Source organism: Halomonas daqiaonensis, from assembly GCF_900109725.1.
Classification (GTDB): Bacteria; Pseudomonadota; Gammaproteobacteria; order Pseudomonadales; family Halomonadaceae; genus Halomonas; species Halomonas daqiaonensis.
Genome location: NZ_FOBC01000019.1, coordinates 28,308 through 45,931 on the forward strand (window position 1 = coordinate 28,308; position 17,624 = coordinate 45,931).

Annotated in this window: 16 protein-coding genes; 11 read left to right on the forward strand and 5 right to left on the reverse strand. The window is 66.5% G+C overall.

Annotated elements, in window-relative coordinates; genetic code table 11:
* The first annotated feature begins 107 nt into the window (after window positions 1–107).
* Window positions 108–1,823: a 2-isopropylmalate synthase gene (gene leuA, locus BMY30_RS14140; RefSeq protein WP_089714823.1), complete on the forward strand. Its 1,716-nt coding sequence runs from the start codon at window positions 108–110 to the stop codon at window positions 1,821–1,823.
* 99 nt (window positions 1,824–1,922) lie between these two features.
* Here leuA and epmB read toward each other — a convergent pair whose 3' ends face one another.
* The gene (epmB, locus tag BMY30_RS14145; protein WP_089714824.1) at window positions 1,923–2,963 is read right to left on the reverse strand and encodes an EF-P beta-lysylation protein EpmB; all 1,041 of its coding nucleotides are present in this window, start codon (window positions 2,961–2,963) and stop codon (window positions 1,923–1,925) included.
* Window positions 2,964–3,071: 108 nt separating this feature from the next.
* Here epmB and efp point away from each other — a divergent pair, with 108 nt between their 5' ends.
* The gene (efp, locus tag BMY30_RS14150) at window positions 3,072–3,638 is read left to right on the forward strand and encodes an elongation factor P (protein ID WP_089714826.1); all 567 of its coding nucleotides are present in this window, start codon (window positions 3,072–3,074) and stop codon (window positions 3,636–3,638) included.
* Window positions 3,638–4,612, forward strand: a complete 975-nt coding sequence (gene epmA, locus BMY30_RS14155; RefSeq protein ID WP_089714828.1) for an EF-P lysine aminoacylase EpmA — start codon at window positions 3,638–3,640, stop codon at window positions 4,610–4,612. Before efp ends, epmA begins: the two co-directional genes overlap by 1 nt.
* Here the strand turns inward: epmA and asd are convergent.
* From asd to rsgA, 3 genes are read right to left on the reverse strand one after another with little or no spacing between them, the layout of a single operon-like run.
* Window positions 4,609–5,445, reverse strand: a complete 837-nt coding sequence (gene asd, locus BMY30_RS14160) for an archaetidylserine decarboxylase (protein ID WP_089714831.1) — start codon at window positions 5,443–5,445, stop codon at window positions 4,609–4,611. The genes epmA and asd overlap by 4 nt on opposite strands.
* Before the next feature lie 56 nt (window positions 5,446–5,501).
* Window positions 5,502–6,347, reverse strand: coding sequence for a sulfurtransferase (locus BMY30_RS14165; RefSeq protein WP_089714833.1), 846 nt, complete (start codon window positions 6,345–6,347; stop codon window positions 5,502–5,504).
* A 59-nt stretch (window positions 6,348–6,406) separates the two neighbouring features.
* Complete coding sequence (gene rsgA, locus BMY30_RS14170; RefSeq protein WP_089714835.1) at window positions 6,407–7,453, reverse strand: small ribosomal subunit biogenesis GTPase RsgA; 1,047 nt, start codon at window positions 7,451–7,453, stop codon at window positions 6,407–6,409.
* An 84-nt stretch (window positions 7,454–7,537) separates the two neighbouring features.
* On the opposite strand from rsgA, the gene orn reads away from it, so the two are divergent.
* Window positions 7,538–8,146 carry an oligoribonuclease gene (gene orn / locus BMY30_RS14175; RefSeq protein ID WP_089714838.1) on the forward strand — a complete coding sequence of 203 codons (609 nt, stop codon included), beginning with the start codon at window positions 7,538–7,540 and terminating at the stop codon, window positions 8,144–8,146.
* 178 nt (window positions 8,147–8,324) lie between these two features.
* Here orn and queG read toward each other — a convergent pair whose 3' ends face one another.
* Window positions 8,325–9,392, reverse strand: a complete 1,068-nt coding sequence (queG, locus tag BMY30_RS14180; protein ID WP_089714840.1) for a tRNA epoxyqueuosine(34) reductase QueG — start codon at window positions 9,390–9,392, stop codon at window positions 8,325–8,327.
* A gap of 135 nt (window positions 9,393–9,527) precedes the next feature.
* Here queG and BMY30_RS14185 point away from each other — a divergent pair, with 135 nt between their 5' ends.
* The 7 genes from BMY30_RS14185 to hflX all read left to right on the forward strand — a co-directional run bounded on the left by BMY30_RS14185 (window position 9,528) and on the right by hflX (window position 17,610).
* Window positions 9,528–11,063 carry an NAD(P)H-hydrate dehydratase gene (locus tag BMY30_RS14185; RefSeq protein WP_089714842.1) on the forward strand — a complete coding sequence of 512 codons (1,536 nt, stop codon included), beginning with the start codon at window positions 9,528–9,530 and terminating at the stop codon, window positions 11,061–11,063.
* Window positions 11,044–11,547, forward strand: coding sequence for a tRNA (adenosine(37)-N6)-threonylcarbamoyltransferase complex ATPase subunit type 1 TsaE (gene tsaE, locus BMY30_RS14190; protein ID WP_089714844.1), 504 nt, complete (start codon window positions 11,044–11,046; stop codon window positions 11,545–11,547). Before BMY30_RS14185 ends, tsaE begins: the two co-directional genes overlap by 20 nt.
* Window positions 11,544–13,004 (forward strand): N-acetylmuramoyl-L-alanine amidase, encoded by a 1,461-nt coding sequence (locus tag BMY30_RS14195; protein ID WP_089714848.1) that lies wholly within the window; start codon window positions 11,544–11,546, stop codon window positions 13,002–13,004. The genes tsaE and BMY30_RS14195 overlap by 4 nt, the downstream gene beginning before the upstream one ends.
* Window positions 13,005–13,027: 23 nt before the next feature.
* The gene (gene mutL / locus BMY30_RS14200) at window positions 13,028–14,968 is read left to right on the forward strand and encodes a DNA mismatch repair endonuclease MutL (protein WP_089714850.1); all 1,941 of its coding nucleotides are present in this window, start codon (window positions 13,028–13,030) and stop codon (window positions 14,966–14,968) included.
* Between the two features lie 4 nt (window positions 14,969–14,972).
* On the forward strand, window positions 14,973–15,917 hold the full coding sequence (gene miaA / locus BMY30_RS14205; RefSeq protein ID WP_089714851.1) for a tRNA (adenosine(37)-N6)-dimethylallyltransferase MiaA: 945 nt from the start codon (window positions 14,973–14,975) through the stop codon (window positions 15,915–15,917).
* Between the two features lie 122 nt (window positions 15,918–16,039).
* The gene (gene hfq, locus BMY30_RS14210; protein WP_089714854.1) at window positions 16,040–16,285 is read left to right on the forward strand and encodes an RNA chaperone Hfq; all 246 of its coding nucleotides are present in this window, start codon (window positions 16,040–16,042) and stop codon (window positions 16,283–16,285) included.
* Between the two features lie 8 nt (window positions 16,286–16,293).
* On the forward strand, window positions 16,294–17,610 hold the full coding sequence (gene hflX, locus BMY30_RS14215; protein WP_089714856.1) for a ribosome rescue GTPase HflX: 1,317 nt from the start codon (window positions 16,294–16,296) through the stop codon (window positions 17,608–17,610).
* Window positions 17,611–17,624: the final 14 nt, after the last annotated feature.

Consider the following 17,624-nt stretch of genomic DNA (forward strand, 5'->3'; position numbering starts at 1 on the left):
GCTGGGAAGCGTCAGACGATTCCGACTTTCACGACGCCCCGCGCGCCTCACGGCCTGCGGGGCGTCGTCGTTTCTGAATGCCGCCGCACACCAGGGAGAACGCCACCATGATGCTCGACAACCCCGCCACCAAGTACCGTCCCTTCGTGGCCGTCGACCTGCCCGACCGCCAGTGGCCCAATCGCCGCATCGAGACGCCGCCGCAGTGGTGCAGCGTCGACCTGCGCGACGGCAACCAGGCGCTGATCGACCCCATGGATCAGGAGCGCAAGCAGCGCCTCTTCGACCTGCTGGTCAAGATCGGCTTCAAGCAGATCGAGGTCGGCTTCCCATCGGCCTCGCAGACCGATTTCGATTTCGTGCGCACCCTGATCGAGCAGGACAAGGTGCCCGATGACGTTGCCATCCAGGTGCTGACCCAGGCTCGGCCTCACCTGATCGATCGCACCTTCGAGGCGCTGAAGGGGGCGAAGAATGCCATCGTCCACGTCTATAACGCCACCGACCCGGTCTTCCGCCGCGTGGTCTTCCACGTCAGCAAGGAGGAGTGCATCGAGATCGCCGTCGAAGCGACTACCCAGATTCGTCGCCGCATGGAGGAGGCCCCCGAGACCCACTGGACCTTCCAGTACTCGCCGGAGCTGTTCACCACCACCGAGATGGATTTCGCCGTTGAGATCGTCGAGGCGGTGGCGGGTGTCTACCGGCCGACCGTCGACAAGCGGATGATCGTCAACCTGCCTGCCACGGTGGAGGTCGCCACGCCTAACAACTATGCCGACCAGATCGAGTGGTTCTGTCGTCACGTCGCCAACCGCGAGAGCCTGATCGTCAGCCTGCACCCCCACAACGATCGCGGTACCGGCGTGGCCGCCGCCGAACTGGGCATCATGGCCGGTGGTGACCGGGTCGAGGGTACCCTGTTCGGCAACGGCGAGCGCACCGGCAATGTCGACATCGTGACGCTGGCCATGAACCTCTACACCCAGGGCGTTCACCCGGGGCTTGATTTCTCCAATATCACGCCGATCATGCGCGAGGTGGAGCACTGCAACCAGTTGCCGGTGCACCCGCGACATCCCTATGTCGGCGACCTGGTGTTCACGGCGTTCTCCGGCTCTCACCAGGATGCCATCAAGAAGGGCATGGCCGAGCGTCGTGAACACCCGGATGCTGTCTGGGGAGTTCCCTACCTGCCCATCGACCCGCTGGATGTCGGCCGTAGTTACGAGGCGGTGATCCGCGTCAACAGCCAGTCCGGCAAGGGTGGGGTATCCTACCTGCTCGAGCAGGAGCACGGTATCGAGCTGCCGCGCCGGCTCTCCATGGAGTTCAGTCAGGTGGTGCAGGAGGTGGCCGACCGCCTGGGGCGCGAGATTACCTCGCAGATGATCTACCAGGCCTTCGTCGACGAGTACCTGGCCAAGGTTTCGCCCTTTGCGCTGGCTGGCCATCGCCTCTCCTCCGAGCCTGATAGCCCGAAGGTGCATCTGGAGGCGACCATCGATGAGGACGGCGAGCGTCGTACCATTCAGGGAGAGGGCAATGGTCCGTTGGCCGCCTTCATCAAGGCGCTGGCCGCCGCCGGTCATGACGTGGAAATCATCGACTACCACGAGCACTCCCGGGGTCAGGGGGCCGATGCCGAAGCGATCGCCTATGTGGAGGTGCGTGCTGGCAACGAGGCGGTCTTCGGTGTAGGAACCGACGAGAGCATTACCAGCGCCTCCATGAAGGCGGTGATGAGCGCCCTCAATCGCCACCTCTCCACCCGGGCCCCGGCGCCCAACGTCACCGAAGATAGCCTGGCCGGGGCGAAGTAGTCGAGAGACGGCTGATTCGGCCCACGACACCGTGAGTTATAACCCCCAATGCCTTGAGCCTTGGGGGTTTCTTCTGGCTTACAGCTTATAGCTTCCCGTTCAAAGGGGTGTCTTGCTCGTCTCACCGGGTATCTCCCTTACCAGCCGCGGCATCAGGAAACCTGGCAGTACCTCCCGAAGGCCCGCGACCAGTTCGCGGGCCTGGTCGTCGGAGACGTCGAAATGGGCCGCCCCGGCCACCGGGTCGAGCACGTGTAGGTAGTAGGGCAGGATGCCGGCCTCGAACAGCCGCTCGGACAGTGCTGCCAGGGACTCTACCGAGTCGTTGACGCCCTGCAGCAGCACGCTCTGGTTGAGCAGCGTCACGCCGGCGGCGCTCAGACGTTGGCATGCCGCGATGACCGCCTCGTCGATCTCGTTGGCATGGTTGATGTGCAGCACCATGACCGTCTGCAGGCGGGTGGTGGCGAGCCAACCGAGCAGGGCGTCGTCGATGCGATCGGGGATGACCACTGGCAGTCGGGTGTGGATCCGCAGCCGCTTCAGGTGGGGGACGGCCTCCAGCCGCTCGACCAGCCAGGCCAGCTGTCGATCGCTGGCGGCCAGGGGATCGCCGCCGGAGAGGATGGCCTCGTGGAGCGATGCGTCGGCTCGCAGGTAGTCCAGGGTGGTGTCCCACTGGGCCCGCGAGGGGGCGTTCTCCTCGTAGGGAAAGTGGCGGCGGAAGCAGTAGCGGCAGTTCACCGCGCAGGCGGGGCTCGTGATGAGCAGTACCCGGCCGGCATACTTGTGGATCAGCCCCGGCGCGGGCGCATGCTCGGCCTCGGCCAGGGGATCGGCCACATAGCCGGCCATCGGCACTGCTTCCTCAGCCAGTGGCAGCACCTGCTTCAGCAGGGGGTCGGACGGATCGCCGAGGCGCATGCGCGCCAGGTAGGCCTCGGGCACGCGCACCTCGAACAGCGCATGGCCCACCTCGGCACCCGGCAACCAGGCCTCGTCGAGCCCTAGGCGGCGGCACAACTCACGAGGGTCGCGGATCGCCCTGGCCAGTTGGGTCTGCCAGCGTGCCTGGATGGCCAGGGGGCTGGGCTCATGCCGGTCGGGACGCTGCAAAAGGGCGCTGCTTCGGGTTATCATGCGGCACACCAGTCAATGCGAACGGGAGCAAGCGCCCCGTCGAACTTCATCTGCTTACGCGCGCCCCCGGCCATTGCCGGTGGCGCGCTCGAATATGGGTAAGACATCATGGCCAACTATTCTACCAACGAATTCAAGGGCGGGCTGAAGGTGATGCTGGACGGTGATCCGTGCAGCATCGTCGAGAACGAGCTGGTCAAGCCCGGCAAGGGGCAGGCCTTCAATCGCGTCAAGCTGCGCAACCTGATGACCGGCCGCGTCTGGGAGCGCACCTTCAAGTCCGGCGACTCTCTGGAGGCCGCCGATGTCCTCGAGCTGGAAATGGAGTACCTCTACAACGACGGTGACATGTGGTATTTCATGAAGACCGATGGCTCCTTCGAGCAGTATGCCGTGGAGAAGAAGGCCCTGGGGGATACCGAGAAGTGGCTCAAGGAGCAGGTTCCCTACACTGTGACGCTGTGGAACGATAACGTGATCAACGTCAGTCCGCCGAATTTCATCGAGCTGCAAGTGACCGAGACCGATCCGGGCCTCAAGGGTGATACCGCCCAGGGCGGCTCCAAGCCAGCAGTCCTTTCATCAGGCGCGGTGGTCAAGGTCCCCCTTTTCATCGAGGAGGGCGAGGTTCTCAAGGTGGATACGCGCACCGGTGAGTACGTCTCCCGCGCCTGATGGTCGACGACTGGCGTCCTACGGCAGCCCTCGAGACCCTGCGCGAGCGTGCTCGGCTGCTGGCGAGGGTGCGCGCCTTCTTCGCCGATCGTGGGGTGCTGGAAGTCGAGACACCGGTGCTGGGTCACGGCGGTAGTACCGATGTCCATCTGGCCTCTCTCTCTGCCGAGGCCACCACCCCGGTCGGACGCCAGCGGCTCTGGCTGCAGACCTCACCGGAATTCCACATGAAGCGGCTTCTGGCAGCCGGCAGCGGGCCGATCTTCCAGCTGGCCAGGAGCTTTCGTGACGGTGAGGTGGGCCGGCGCCACAACCTCGAGTTCACCATGCTGGAGTGGTATCGCCCCGGGCTGGATCTCGACCAGCTGATCGAGGAGACCGCTACGCTGGTGAGCACCGTGCTGGGCCGTGACCTCGGACAGTCGCGGCGGCGTCGCTACCGCGAGCTGTTCCGCGAGTCCCTGGCCATCGACCCCTTCACTGTGCCCCTCGAAATGCTGAGGCGCCTGGCCGGGCAGCGGGGTGGTCTGGACATGGCCAACAGTGATCGCGAGGGTTGCCTGGACCTGCTGATGAGCCTCGAAATCGAGCCCTACCTCGGGCGAGCTAGTCTGGATGTGGTCGTGGACTATCCGGCCAGTCAGGCCGCCCTGGCGCGCCATCATCGCGACCCCGAGGATGGCGCCTGGGTGGCTTCGCGCTTCGAGCTCTATCTGGAGGGGCTGGAGCTGGCCAACGGTTATGACGAGCTCACCGACGCCGAGGAACAGGCGGCGCGCTTCGCCGCGGACAACGCCGCACGTCGTGCCGCGGGCCTGCCCGAGGTAGATGTGGACCACCGTCTGCTGGCGGCCCTGGTCAGTGGCATGCCCGAAGGCAGCGGCGTTGCGCTGGGTCTCGACCGGCTGATCCAGCTGGCGCTGGGCAAGCAGAGCGTGGCGGAGGTGATGGCCTTCGCCACATCGCGCTGTTAGAAGCTTCCCAGCGACTGCCCCATCTGTACCTTGGCGCCGGGCTCAAGGGAATCGGCGAAAGTGACCGGCTCGGCGAAGGCCATCACTACCGTGGAGCCTAGCTTGAAGCGCCCCATCTCCTCGCCCTTCTCCAGCCGTACCGGCGTATCGAAGCGGATTCGCTGCACGCCGTCTCGGGGCAGGGGCGTGATCTGACCGGCCCATACCGTCTCGATGGCGGCGACAATCATCGCCCCCACCAGCACCACTACCATGGGGCCCTGCTCGGTATCGAAGTGGCACACCAGCCGCTCGTTGCGGGCGAAGAGGTTGGGAACATGCTTGGTGGTGGCGGCGTTTACCGAGAAGAGCCGGCCCGGAACATAGACCATCTCCCTCAGGGTGCCACCCATTGGCATGTGGACGCGGTGGTAGTCGCTTGGCGAGAGATAGATGGTCGCAAAGCTGCCACCGAGGTAGCGGCGGGCCGCTTCGCCGTAACCGCCGAGCAGCTCCATCAGCGAAAAGCGGTGTCCCTTGGCCTGGAGCAGCTGGCCGGCATCGATGGCGCCGAACTGCGATAGGGTCCCGTCGGCGGGAGAGGCCAGACCTTCGCCGATAGGGCGGGCGTCTTCCTCCAGGGCGCGAGTAAAGAAGTCGTTGAAGGTGGCATAGGCCGTGGGATCGGACTCGATGGCCTCGTTCATATCGACCTTGAACTGCCGGATGAAGGCCTTGATCAGGGCGTTCTTCAGCCAGGGCAGTCGGCAGTCGGCAAGCCCGCCCACCAGCCGTGAGAGCAGGTGGTGGGGGATGGGGTACTGGATCAGGGAAAACAGCTTGGCTAGGGACACGAAGGAATCGATCCTCGAAGGAGTGGTGTTTTAAAAGAGTAGCTGCGTCTTCCTGCTTATGGCTTCTCTATCGGCGTATCGTCGCGGTTGCCCCACTCCTTCCAGGAGCCGGCATAGCCGCGCATCGTCTCGAAGCCCAGTGCCTTGCCCACCAGCCAGGTGAAGCCGCTGCGGTGGTGGCTCTGGCAGTAGGTAACCACCTCCATATCCGGGGTCAGGCCCAAGGCCTCGAGCTTGGTGATGAGCTCTGCGTAGTCGCGGAGCCGCAGGCCGTTCTCACGGTCCATGGCCTCGGTCCACTCCATGTTCACCGCTCCGGGAATGTGCCCGAGACGCGCGTTGTTGCCCTTCTCGCCACGGTACTCCTCGGGGGAGCGGGCATCCCAGATCGCGAACCCTTTCTCGTCCAGGCGCTCCAGGAGTTCGGGGCGATCGATGGCGACCTCGGGATGCAGGATCTCCGCCTCGTAGTCGCTGGGCGTGGGAGCCTGGGTCTCGGTGGAGACCGGCTGGCCGGCCTCCCGCCAGGCATGGATGCCGCCATTGAGATAGGAGGAGCGGGTGTGGCCGATCAGCTCCAGGGTCCACAGCAGGCGACCAGCCCAGCCGCCGCCCTCGTCGTCGTAGGCGACCACATGGGTGTCGCGGGTCAGGCCGAGTGACGAGAACAGCCTCGAGAGCGCCGCGACCGTGGGCACATCGTTGGGCACGCTGCTACCGGCCGGGTCTTCGCCGCGCATCAGCAAGCGATGATCCAGGAAGACGGCGCCAGGGACGTGTCCCTCGCCATAGCTCTCGGCCCTGAGCGGCACGTCGATGATCAGCAGCGACGGCTCATCCAAGTGGTCGGCGAGCTGTTCGGGCTCGATGATCAGCGGGAGCAGGTTGTCTTCGGAACTCATGATGCACTCTCCTTAAATTCAGCTCCTTGACTCAGGTTCCTTGATGCGGGTTCATGTCGTCAGGCCTCCTCGAGGCTCTCGAGGATGCGCCGATAGCTGGCAAAGCGTTCGGGGTGGATGTCGCCGCGTTCCACGGCGGCGAGCAGGGCACAACCCGGCTCATGGCGGTGGCGGCAGTCGCGAAAGCGGCAGTGGCCCAGGAGATCGCGGAACTCGACGAAGCCCTCGGTGACCTGTTGCTCGTCCAGATGGCCCAGGCCGAACTCGCGGATCCCCGGCGAGTCGATGAGCTTGCCGCTACCGGCCTCGGCGGCGTCACCCGGATCGGGGCTCGGCAGCGTGTAGAGGCGCGCGGTGGTGGTGGTATGCGTGCCCTTGCGCGAGTCCTTCGACAGTGCCCCGATGCGGAGCTCCTCGTCCGGCAGCAGGCAGTCGATCAGCGAGGACTTGCCCACGCCGCTCTGGCCCACAAACACGGAGGTGCGTCCGGCCAGCCTGAGGTGCAGCGCCGTAAGGCCATCCTCGCGCTCGGTGGTGGTGGTGACCACCGGGTAGCCCAGGGCCTCGTAACGAGCCAGAAGGTCGCGCAGTTCGCCACCGTGCGCCGGCAGTAGGTCGATCTTGTTGAGCACCAGTACCGGGGCGATGCCGGTGGCCTCGGCGGCCACCAGGTAGCGATCGATCAAGTTGGCGTGGGGTGCCGGCTCCACCGCGAAGACGATCAGGATCTGGTCGATATTGGCGGCTACCGGCTTGAGCTGGCCGCGTGCGTCGGGGCGCTCCAGGACGCTGTCGCGCTCGCCCCGGGCTACGACCACCCCGTCGCTGGCATCGTGGGCGGCGCGCCAGATGACCCTATCGCCGGTCACCAGGCCCTCGAGATTGGCGCGCAGGTGACAACGCACGGCCTTGGCGTCCTCGTCGGGGCGCACATCCAGGGTACGGCCGAAGTGAGCGATCACTCGGCCGCCCTGTTCGGGCCCATATTCGCCGGCGGCCAGCTTCTCGCCATCCCGGGAATCGCGCCGGTCAGCACGTTGGGCGCGCTCAGCCTGGACCTTCTCTACACGCCAGCGTTGCTGGCGGCTCAAATTGCGTTTGCTCATGGGGGCCTGAAGCTCGTTACAATGGCTTCATTGTACTCATCCAAGGTGGCCGCTGTCGTCAGCGGACATCATGCGAGGAACCCCATGGCAGAGCACTCTTCATCCGCGACCCCTGACACTCAAGACCCGCGCCGAAATCGCCTGGTCTGGATTGACCTGGAGATGACCGGACTCGATCCGAACCGTGAGCGGATCATCGAGGTGGCGACCTTGGTCACCGACAGCGAGCTCAATGTCGTCGCTGAGGGGCCGGTGATCGCGGTGCAGCAGCCCGAGACCCTCCTCGAGGCGATGGACGACTGGAACACCAAGACCCATGGCGCCTCCGGCCTGGTGAAACGGGTCAAGGATAGCCTGGTCGACACCGCCGAGGCCGAGCGGCAGACGCTGGCCTTCCTCAAGGCGCATGTCGAGCCCGGTACCTCGCCCATGTGCGGCAACAGCATCCACCAGGATCGTCGCTTCCTGGAGCGGGAGATGCCCGAGCTGCTGGCCTTCTTCCACTACCGCAACCTGGATGTCTCTACCGTCAAGGAGCTGGCCAAGCGCTGGAACCCGGGGGCGCTGGTGGGTTTCGAAAAGCGCAATGTCCACCTGGCCATGGACGATATCAAGGAGTCCATCGCCGAGCTGGCGCACTACCGCGGCACTTTCCTGCGCCTGGCCGACGACGAGAGTGACGAGGAGGGGTGACAGCGCCGAGCCGCAAGCGCCGAGCCGTTCAATGACGGGCGGCAGGTTTCTGGGCTGACAACAAGAAAACCGCTGATGCAGCTTTCGTCGAGTTTCTTTTTGACGCCAGGAATGGTGGTGACAGCATCCTGCGGCGCTCGGCGCTCGGCGCTCGGCGCTCGGCGCTCGGCGCTCGGCGCTAGCCGCTGGCGATCAGTCGCTGGCGTTTCTCACGCTGGCGGGCCAGCGCCCAGCGCACGTGCTCGCGTACCAGGTCGGAGGGGTAGGGCAGGCGCGCCATCAAGGTAGACTCCACGGCTTCGCTCCAGGGGGCGTTGCCGAGCCCCACCGCGAGGTTGCGCAGCCAGCGCTCGTAGCCGATGCGGCGGATCGGGCTGCCGGCGGTCTTCTCCAGGAACTCTTCCTCGCCCCAGGCGAACAGCGAGACAAGGCTGGCACGGTCCAGGTCATGGCGGGGGGCGAAGTCGGCCTCGCGGGAGGCCCGGGTAAAGCGGGTGAAGGGACAGACCAGCTGGCAGTCGTCGCAGCCGAACACCCGGTTACCCATGGCCTCCCGGTAGCGTTCGGGAATGGACCCGAACAGCTCGATGGTCAGGTAGGAGATGCAGGCCCGGGCATCCACCACCCGATCCTCGACGATGGCGCCGGTGGGGCAGGCGGTGCGGCAGGCATTGCAGCTGCCGCAGTGGTCTCCCTCGAAGGGCGCATCCACCGGCAGCGGCAGATCGGTGTAGAGTTCCCCCAGGAAGAACAGCGAGCCGGCCTTGGGATTGAGCAGCATGGCGTTCTTGCCGAACCAGCCCAGCCCCGCCTTGCGGGCCAAGGCCCGCTCCATCACCGGGGCCGAGTCGACGAAGGCGCGGTAGCCGAAAGAGCCCACCTCGGCCTCCATCCATTTCGCCAGGGTGGCCAGTCGCTTGCGCATCAGCTTGTGGTAGTCGCGTCCGGTGGCATAGCGGGAGACATAGGCGGTCTCAGGCTGGCCGAGCACCTTCGTCGTCTCCACCTCGGCGGGCAGGTAGTCCAGGCGCACGCTGATTACCCGCACCGTGCCGGGGACCAGCTCTTCCGGCCGGGTGCGCTTGGTGCCGTGCTTGGCCATGAAGCCCATCTCGCCGTGGTGACCGGCGGCCAGCCAGCGTTGGAGATAGCGCTCGTCCTCAGCCAGGTCGACGTCGGTAATGCCGACTTGCTGGAAACCGAGCTCGCGGCCCCAGGTCTTAATCCGCTCGGCGAGGCCGGACATGTCGGGTTCGTCACTCGGAGGGGACAGTGGGGTCAAGATCGAGAAAACACCATGTAGGTCGGCCCCGCGACTTGGCGTGGGGCACAGAGAATTTACACTCGGTATGGTAAAGCATCCTGAACGAGGAGGCATCGGATGAGCCGCGAAGCCAATCTCCCAGAGACATATTGTCGGCCGCTCTATCGTGCCGACCAGGTGCGCGAGCTCGACAAGCGCACCATCGCCGCCGGCATCGAAGGCTTTGCCCTGATGCAGCGCGCGGCCGCGGCCGCCTGGCAGAGCCTGAAGGCCCGCTGGCCCGAGATCCGCTCGCTCAGCGTGCTCTGCGGCGGAGGCAACAACGGCGGCGATGGCCATGTGCTGGCGGCACTGGCCGCCGCCGAGGGGCTCGCCGTGCAGCGCATCCTGCTCAAGCCGCTCGAGGAGCTGTCCGGCGATGCCAGACACGCCGCCGACATGGCCACGGCGGCTGGAGTGGGAGCCGAGCCCTGGCGGTCGGACATTCGCCTCGTGGGTGCACTGGTGGTCGATGCCCTGCTGGGCACCGGGCTCGGCGGCGAAGTGCGCGGCGAGGCCCGCGAAGCGATCGAGGCCATCAATGCCAGCGGTCTGCCGATACTTTCCATTGACATTCCCTCCGGGCTGCACGCCGATACCGGCGCGGTGCTGGGTGTCGCGGTGAAGGCAACGCGGACGGTGACCTTTATCGGCGACAAGCTGGGCCTGCATACCGGGGCGGCGCCGGCCAGGGTGGGGGAGGTCGACTTCCGTGCCCTGGGCGTGGACGCCGACGCCGAGACAGACCTGGTGCCCGCGGCCCGCCTGCTCGATGCGGGCATGATCGCGGCCTGGCTGCCGCCACGGGCGCGCAGCGCCCACAAGGGAGATTTCGGCCATGCGCTGGTGCTGGGCGGGGCGCCGGGCTTCGGCGGGGCGGCGCTGCTCGCCGCCGAGGCCTGCGCGCGGCTGGGCGCCGGCAAGGTGAGCCTGGCCACGGCCCCTGAGCATGTGACGGCAAGCTTGGTGCGTCGTCCCGAGGTGATGGTCCACGGCATGCGCGGTGCCGGAGACCTCGGCGAACTGCCGGAGCAAGCCGATGTGCTAGTGGTGGGGCCAGGGCTCGGCCAGGGCAGTTGGGGGCAGGGCATGCTGCAGGCGGCCCTGGCGACCGACAAGCCATTGGTGGTGGATGCCGACGCCCTCAACCTGCTGGCGACACGCTTCACCGGCCAGCGACGTGAGAACTGGGTGCTGACGCCTCACCCCGGCGAGGCCGCTCGCTTGCTGGACCTTTCCGCCGGCGAGATCGAGTCCGACCGGCCCGCGGCGGCCCTGGCCCTGCAGCAGCGCTACGGTGGCGTGGTGGTGCTCAAGGGCGCCGGTAGCCTGGTGGCCGGCCCCGAGGGTCTCGCCGTCTGCCCTTACGGCAACCCCGGTATGGCCAGCGGCGGCATGGGCGATGCGCTCTCCGGCATCCTGGGAGCGTTGCTGGCGCAGGGACTACTCCTCGAGACAGCGGTCCGGCTGGGGGTGCTGGTGCATGCCCTGGCGGCCGATATTGCGGCCGAGCAAGGGGGCGAGCGTGGCCTGCTGGCCGGCGATCTGGCATTCTGTGCACGAACTCTGGTCAACCCGACGATGGGTGTGGACGATGCAGCTGCGACTCGATGATGAAGATCGCCAGGTCGCCTTCGGCGAGTGCCTGGGGCGAGCCCTGGAAGGTCAGGGTCGCGTACACCTGACCGGCGAGCTGGGGGCCGGCAAGACCACCCTGACCCGTGGCATCCTGCGTGCCTGTGGTCACCAGGGCGCGGTCAAGAGTCCCACCTACACCCTGGTGGAGCCCTACGAGTTGGATGGCGTCCGTGTGCATCATTTCGACCTCTACCGCCTGGGCGACCCCGAGGAGCTCGAGTTCATCGGCGGCCGCGACCTGCTGGCCGAGGATGCGCTCTGCGTGATCGAGTGGCCGGAGCGGGGCGAGGGCTGGCTTCCCGCTCCGGATCTTGAAGTGGTCCTGCGGCTGGCCGGTAACGGACGCGAGGCATTGCTCGAGGCCCGCAGCGAACATGGCCAGGCGGTGCTCGAGCGCCTGGCGGCGATGCCGGCGCTGGCTGGGTGGAGCCTGGAAACGCAAGGTGAAGTGGCGCGATGAGACGCATGATGCCGCCAAGGCGCCTGCTGGTCGGGCTGGGAGGGCTGCTGCTGTGGTTGGCCAGCGGCCTGGCCGGTGCCGCTAGCGTCGATAATCTCCGTCTCTGGGCGGCACCCGACCATGCACGCCTGGTCTTCGACCTCTCCTCCCCGGCGCAGGCCAATGTCTTCAGCCTCGACAACCCGCGACGCCTGGTGATCGACCTGGACGACAGCCAGCTCAATGCCGACGTCGACCGGCTGGACCTCGAGGGTAGCGCCATCAGCACCTTGCGCACCGGCGTGCGCGACGGCAATGGTCTGCGGGTGGTGCTGGAGCTCGAGCGCGAGGTTGAGCCGCGGCACTTCTCGCTGGCGCCCAACGCCCAGTATGGCCATCGCCTGGTGGTGGACCTGGAGTATCCCGGCGAGAGCGCCGTGCAGGACCCCATCGATCCTATCGAGGCGATGATCCGCGAACAGGAGATCGCCGCCGATCGCGCTCGCAGCGAGGCGGTGGCACAGGGCCGCAGCCCGGCCGATGTCGACGCCACCCGGGTGCGCGAGCCGGCCAAGCCCCATCCCAAGCGCGACATCATCATCGCCATCGATGCCGGTCATGGCGGCGAGGACCCGGGGGCGATCGGCCCCTCGGGCACTCGCGAGAAGGATGTCGTGCTGGAAATGGCGCGGCGTATGGCGCGTCTGGTCAACGCCGCGGAGGGTTTCCGGGCGGTGATGATCCGCGACGGCGACTACTACATCGGTCTGCGCCAGCGGACCCGCATCGCCCGGGAGCAGAAGGCCGACTTCTTCGTGTCGATCCATGCCGATGCCTTCAATAGCCCGCGGCCCAACGGTAGCTCGGTCTATGCCCTGTCCCAGCGGGGGGCCACCTCTGAGACGGCCCAGTGGCTTGCCGCCAGCGAGAATGAGGCCGACCTGATCGGCGGTGTCGATGGCAGCCTGTCGCTGGACGACAAGGATGAGGTACTGCGTGGCGTGCTGCTCGACCTGACCATGACGGCGACCCTCAACGACTCCCTGACCATCGGCGGTCAGGTGCTCGACCAGCTCGGGCGAGTCAATCGCCTGCACAAGTCACGGGTCGAGCAGGCCGGCTTCATGGTGCTCAAGTCACCGGACATCCCCTCGCTGCTGGTCGAGACAGGCTTCATCTCCAATCCCGATGAGGAGCGCCGGCTGCGCGACGGTGCCTATCAGCAGAGGGTGGTTCAGGCTCTCTTCGGCGGCATTCGCGGCCACTTCCAGCGCAACCCGCCGCCGGCCAGCCTGCTGGCCTGGCAGCGCGACGGCAACCGGAGCCCCGGGGGCAACGAGTATCGCATCCAGCCCGGCGATACCCTCTCGGAGATCGCCGCCCGGCACGGTGTGCCGGTGGCCCAGATCAAGCAGGCCAACGAGATCAGCGGCGACGTGATTCGGGTCGGGCAGGTGCTGCGTATCCCCCGCTCTTGAGCTTCCAGCTTTGATGGAGTGACATGTCAGAGAAGCGACACATCCAGATCCTCGATCCTCGCCTGGCCAACCAGATTTCGGCCGGCGAGGTGGTCGAACGTCCTGCCTCGGTGGTCAAGGAGTTGGTGGAGAACGCCATCGATGCCGGCAGCCGGCGCATCGAGGTCGAGCTGGAGAATGGCGGTGCACGGACGATCCGCGTAAGGGACGACGGCAGCGGCATCGGCGAGGCCGACCTGCCGCTGGCGCTGTCGCGTCATGCCACCAGCAAGATCGTCTCCCTGGAGGAGCTCGAAGGTGTCGCCAGCTTGGGCTTTCGTGGCGAGGCCCTCGCCTCGATCAGTTCGGTGGCGCGCCTCGAGCTGGTCTCCAATACCGACGAGGACCCACGCAGCGGCTGGCGCGTGGTGGCCGAGGGTCGGCGCATGGAACCCCGCGTGACCCCGGCGCCGCATCCGCGCGGCACCTCGGTGACGGTCCGCGACCTCTTCTTCAATACCCCGGCACGGCGCAAGTTCCTGCGCACCGAGAAGACCGAGTTCGGCCACGTCGAGGAGGCCTTTCGGCGCCAGGCGCTGTCGCGCTTCGATATCGGCTGGGTGCTGCGCCACAACCACAGGACCCTCCATCAGCTGCCCCCCGGCGATGATCCGGTGGCCCAGGAACGCCGCCTCCAGTCCCTGCTCGGCAAGGCCTTCCTGGAGAATGCCCTGCACCTGGACGTGGAGGCGGGTGGCCTGCGGCTGTCGGGTTGGGTCGGGTTGCCGACCCACTCCCGGGCCCAGGCCGACCAGCAGTACTTCTTCGTCAACGGCCGCGTGGTACGCGACCGCCTGGTCGCGCACGCCATCCGCCAGGCCTATCGCGACGTGCTCTTCCATGGCCGCCACCCGGTGTTCGTGCTCTACCTCGAGGTCGACCCCAGGGTGGTGGATGTCAACGTCCACCCCACCAAGCATGAGGTGCGATTCCGCGACGGGCGCATGGTCCACGACTTCCTGTTTTCGAGCCTGCACCGTGCGCTGGGCGAGGCACGGGCCGGCGAGCGGGGGGAACACGAGGACGTGCCCGAAACGCCCGAGGTGGCGGAAAGCGTGCGCGAGGCGGCGCCCACCTGGCAGCAGCAACCGATGGCACTGCCGGGGCAGGGCGAGAGGGCCGGTGATGGAGACCGCGATAGAGTGACGCCCGATCGAGTGCGGGCCTTTATGGAGGGCTATCGGGCCTTGCATCCCGAGCACGAGGAGAGCCTGCTGACCCCGCAGCCAGCTGCCCTTGCTCCCGGCGGCAGTGCCGCGGGGGTGGCCCTTGAGGAACGTCGCGTCTCGCCGGCGACCCGGGCCCCGCGCCCGGCGATGCCCGAGAAGGACGCGACCCGTGCGCCGCCGCTGGGTTATGCCGTGGCCCAGCTGCACGGGGTCTACATCCTCTCCCAGACCGAGCGTGGCCTGGTGGTGGTGGACATGCATGCCGCCCACGAGCGCATTGTCTATGAGCGCATGAAGACCCAGGTCCATGGCGGGGCGCTCCAGGCCCAGCCGCTGCTGGTGCCGGTGTCGCTGGCGGCGAGCTCCGCCGAGGTGGCCACGGCCGAGGCTGAACATGATGCCTTCTCGCGCCTCGGGGTGGAGCTCGACGTGGCTGGCCCCGAGACCCTGCTGGTGCGCCAGGTGCCGGTGCTGCTCGCCGATGCCGACGTGGAGCCACTGATACGCGACATGCTCGCTGACTTGGAGCGCTATGGCCGCTCCGACCGTCTCGAGGCGCGCATCAACGAGCTGCTTTCGACCATGGCCTGTCATGGCAGCGTGAGGGCCAATCGTCAGCTGGGGCTCGAGGAGATGAATGCCCTGCTGCGCGATATGGAGCGCACCGAGCGCAGCGGCCAGTGCAATCACGGTCGTCCCACCTGGACCGAGATGAGCATGAAGGAGCTGGACCGGCTCTTTATGCGCGGGCAGTAGCCCCATGATCGATAAGCGCCCTCCCGCCATCCTGTTGATGGGGCCTACCGCGGCCGGTAAGACCGACCTGGCCATCGCGCTCCACGAGCGGCTTGGCAGCGAACTGGTCAGTGTCGACTCGGCCATGGTCTACCGCGGCATGGACATCGGCAGCGCCAAGCCCTCCCCCAAGGAGCTGGCCCGGGCGCCGCATCGGCTGATCGACATCCGTGACCCGGCCGAGCCCTATTCCGCCGCTGACTTTCGCGAGGACGCCCTGCGCGAGATGCGCCGCATCAGCGACGCTGGCAAGCTGCCGTTGCTGGTTGGCGGTACGATGATGTACTTCAAGCACCTGCTCGAGGGGGTGGCTAACCTGCCGGCGGCGGATCCGGAGGTTCGCGCCGAGCTGGAGCACAAGGTGGTGCATCATGGCCTTGTGGCGCTGCACGAAGAACTGAGTCGGGTCGACCCGGTTTCGGCGGCGCGGATACATCCCAATGATCCCCAACGGATCATGCGGGCGCTGGAGGTCTATTGGCTGGCGGGTCGCCCCCTCAGCGAGCTATGGGGCGAGCAGCACCGTGAAACCTTTCCCTGGCGCACGCTGTCGATAGGCCTCGCGCCGGCAGACGCCGACCGCAGCGTGCTCCATGCGCGCATCGCACAGCGTTTTACGGCGATGCTCGATGCCGGCTTCATCGACGAAGTGGCGACCCTCAAGGCGCGCGGCGATCTCGATGCCTCACTGCCGTCCATGAAGAGTGTGGGCTATCGTCAGGCATGGGCCTATCTCGATGGCGAATTCGGGCGCGACGAACTCGAGCGACGCGGCATCATCGCGACCCGCCAGCTAGCCAAGCGCCAGCTGACCTGGATGCGCCGCTGGCCGGGGTTGCACTGGGTCGACAGCCTGGGCCTCGATCCTCTGAGCGACGTTTTGAAACTCGTGCGAGAATTCGGCACTTAGCGTAAGATGGACCTTTCGACGGCCGGGCAAACAGGTCCTCTCAGTATTCAGCGTTGCTCCCTGACAGGAGCAACCTAGATCGACATAATATCAACCCCCAGAGACACTCCAGGGAGAGCAACATGTCCAAAGGGCAGTCCCTTCAAGACCCGTACCTGAATATCCTGCGCAAGGAGCGCATTCCGGTATCGATTTTTTTGGTCAACGGCATCAAGCTGCAGGGCCAGATCGAGTCCTTCGACCAGTTCGTCATCCTGCTGCGCAATACCGTGAGTCAGATGGTCTACAAGCACGCCATCTCCACCGTGGTGCCGTCGCGCAATGTGCGTCTCCCGGCCCCGGATGCGCAGCCGGAAAATGATGCGTGAGGTACTGATTGTTTTTTGAACGTCCCGACGCCGGCGAGACGGCGATCCTCGTCCATGTGGATTTTCAGGACGAGCAGGAGCGCGAGGATGCAGGGGAATTCCTGGAACTCGTGCGTTCGGCCGGTGCGCAGCCGGCTACCCTGATCACCGGCAGTCGCAAGCGTCCCGATTCCCGTACCTTCGTGGGGTCGGGCAAGCTCGAGGAGCTGCGCGAGGCGAAGAACGCGCATGAAGCCGAGCTGGTGATCTTCAACCATGGCCTGAGCCCCTCCCAGGAGCGCAATCTGGAGCGCGAGCTCAAGTGTCGGGTGATCGATCGTACCGGCCTGATTCTCGACATCTTCGCCCAGCGCGCCCGAACCCACGAGGGCAAGCTACAGGTGGAACTCGCCCAGCTCGAGTACATGTCGACTCGCCTGGTGCGCGGTTGGACCCACCTGGAGCGTCAGAAGGGCGGCATCGGCCTGCGGGGGCCGGGCGAGACCCAGCTCGAGACCGACCGCCGTCTGCTGCGGGCGCGCATCAAGGCGATCCACAAGCGGCTCGACAAGGTGCGCAGCCAGCGCAGCCAGAATCGCCGGGCCCGTTCCCGGGCAGAGATTCCCAGTGTCTCCCTGGTGGGCTACACCAACGCCGGCAAGTCCACGCTCTTCAACGCCCTGACGTCCGCCAGGGTCTATGCGGCCGACCAGCTCTTCGCTACCCTCGACCCGACGCTGCGTCGCCTCGAGATCGAGGACGTGGGACCGGTGGTGCTGGCCGACACCGTGGGCTTTATCCGTCACCTGCCCCACAAGCTGGTGGAAGCCTTCCGCGCCACTCTGCAGGAGGCCGCCGAGGCCTCACTGCTGGTGCACGTGATCGATGCCGCCGATCCTGACCGCGAGCTCAACGTCGCTCAGGTCGAGGCAGTGCTCGACGAGATCGGTGCCCTCGAGGTGCCGACCCTCAAGGTGATGAACAAGATTGACCTGCTCGACAGCGCACCGCGCATCGAGCGTGACGGGGAGGGCCGGCCCGAGGTGGTCTGGCTCTCGTCTCGCGAGGGCAAGGGGCTCGAGCTGCTGGAACAAGCGCTCTCGGAGTGCCTGGCCAATGACATCATCGACTTCGAACTCTGCCTGGCCCCGGAGCAAGGCAGGCTGCGGGCCGGGCTGCACGACCTCGGCGCCGTGCGTGGAGAGCGTTTCGATGACCAGGGGCATACCCTGCTGGAGGTGCGCCTGCCTCGGCGCGACTTCCTGCAGCTGATGGCGCGGCTGGGTGAGCGTGCCGATGACTATCTGCCGGCGGCGCTGCAGGCGCCGCCGGTGTGGGAAGCATGACGCTAGAGGAGCCA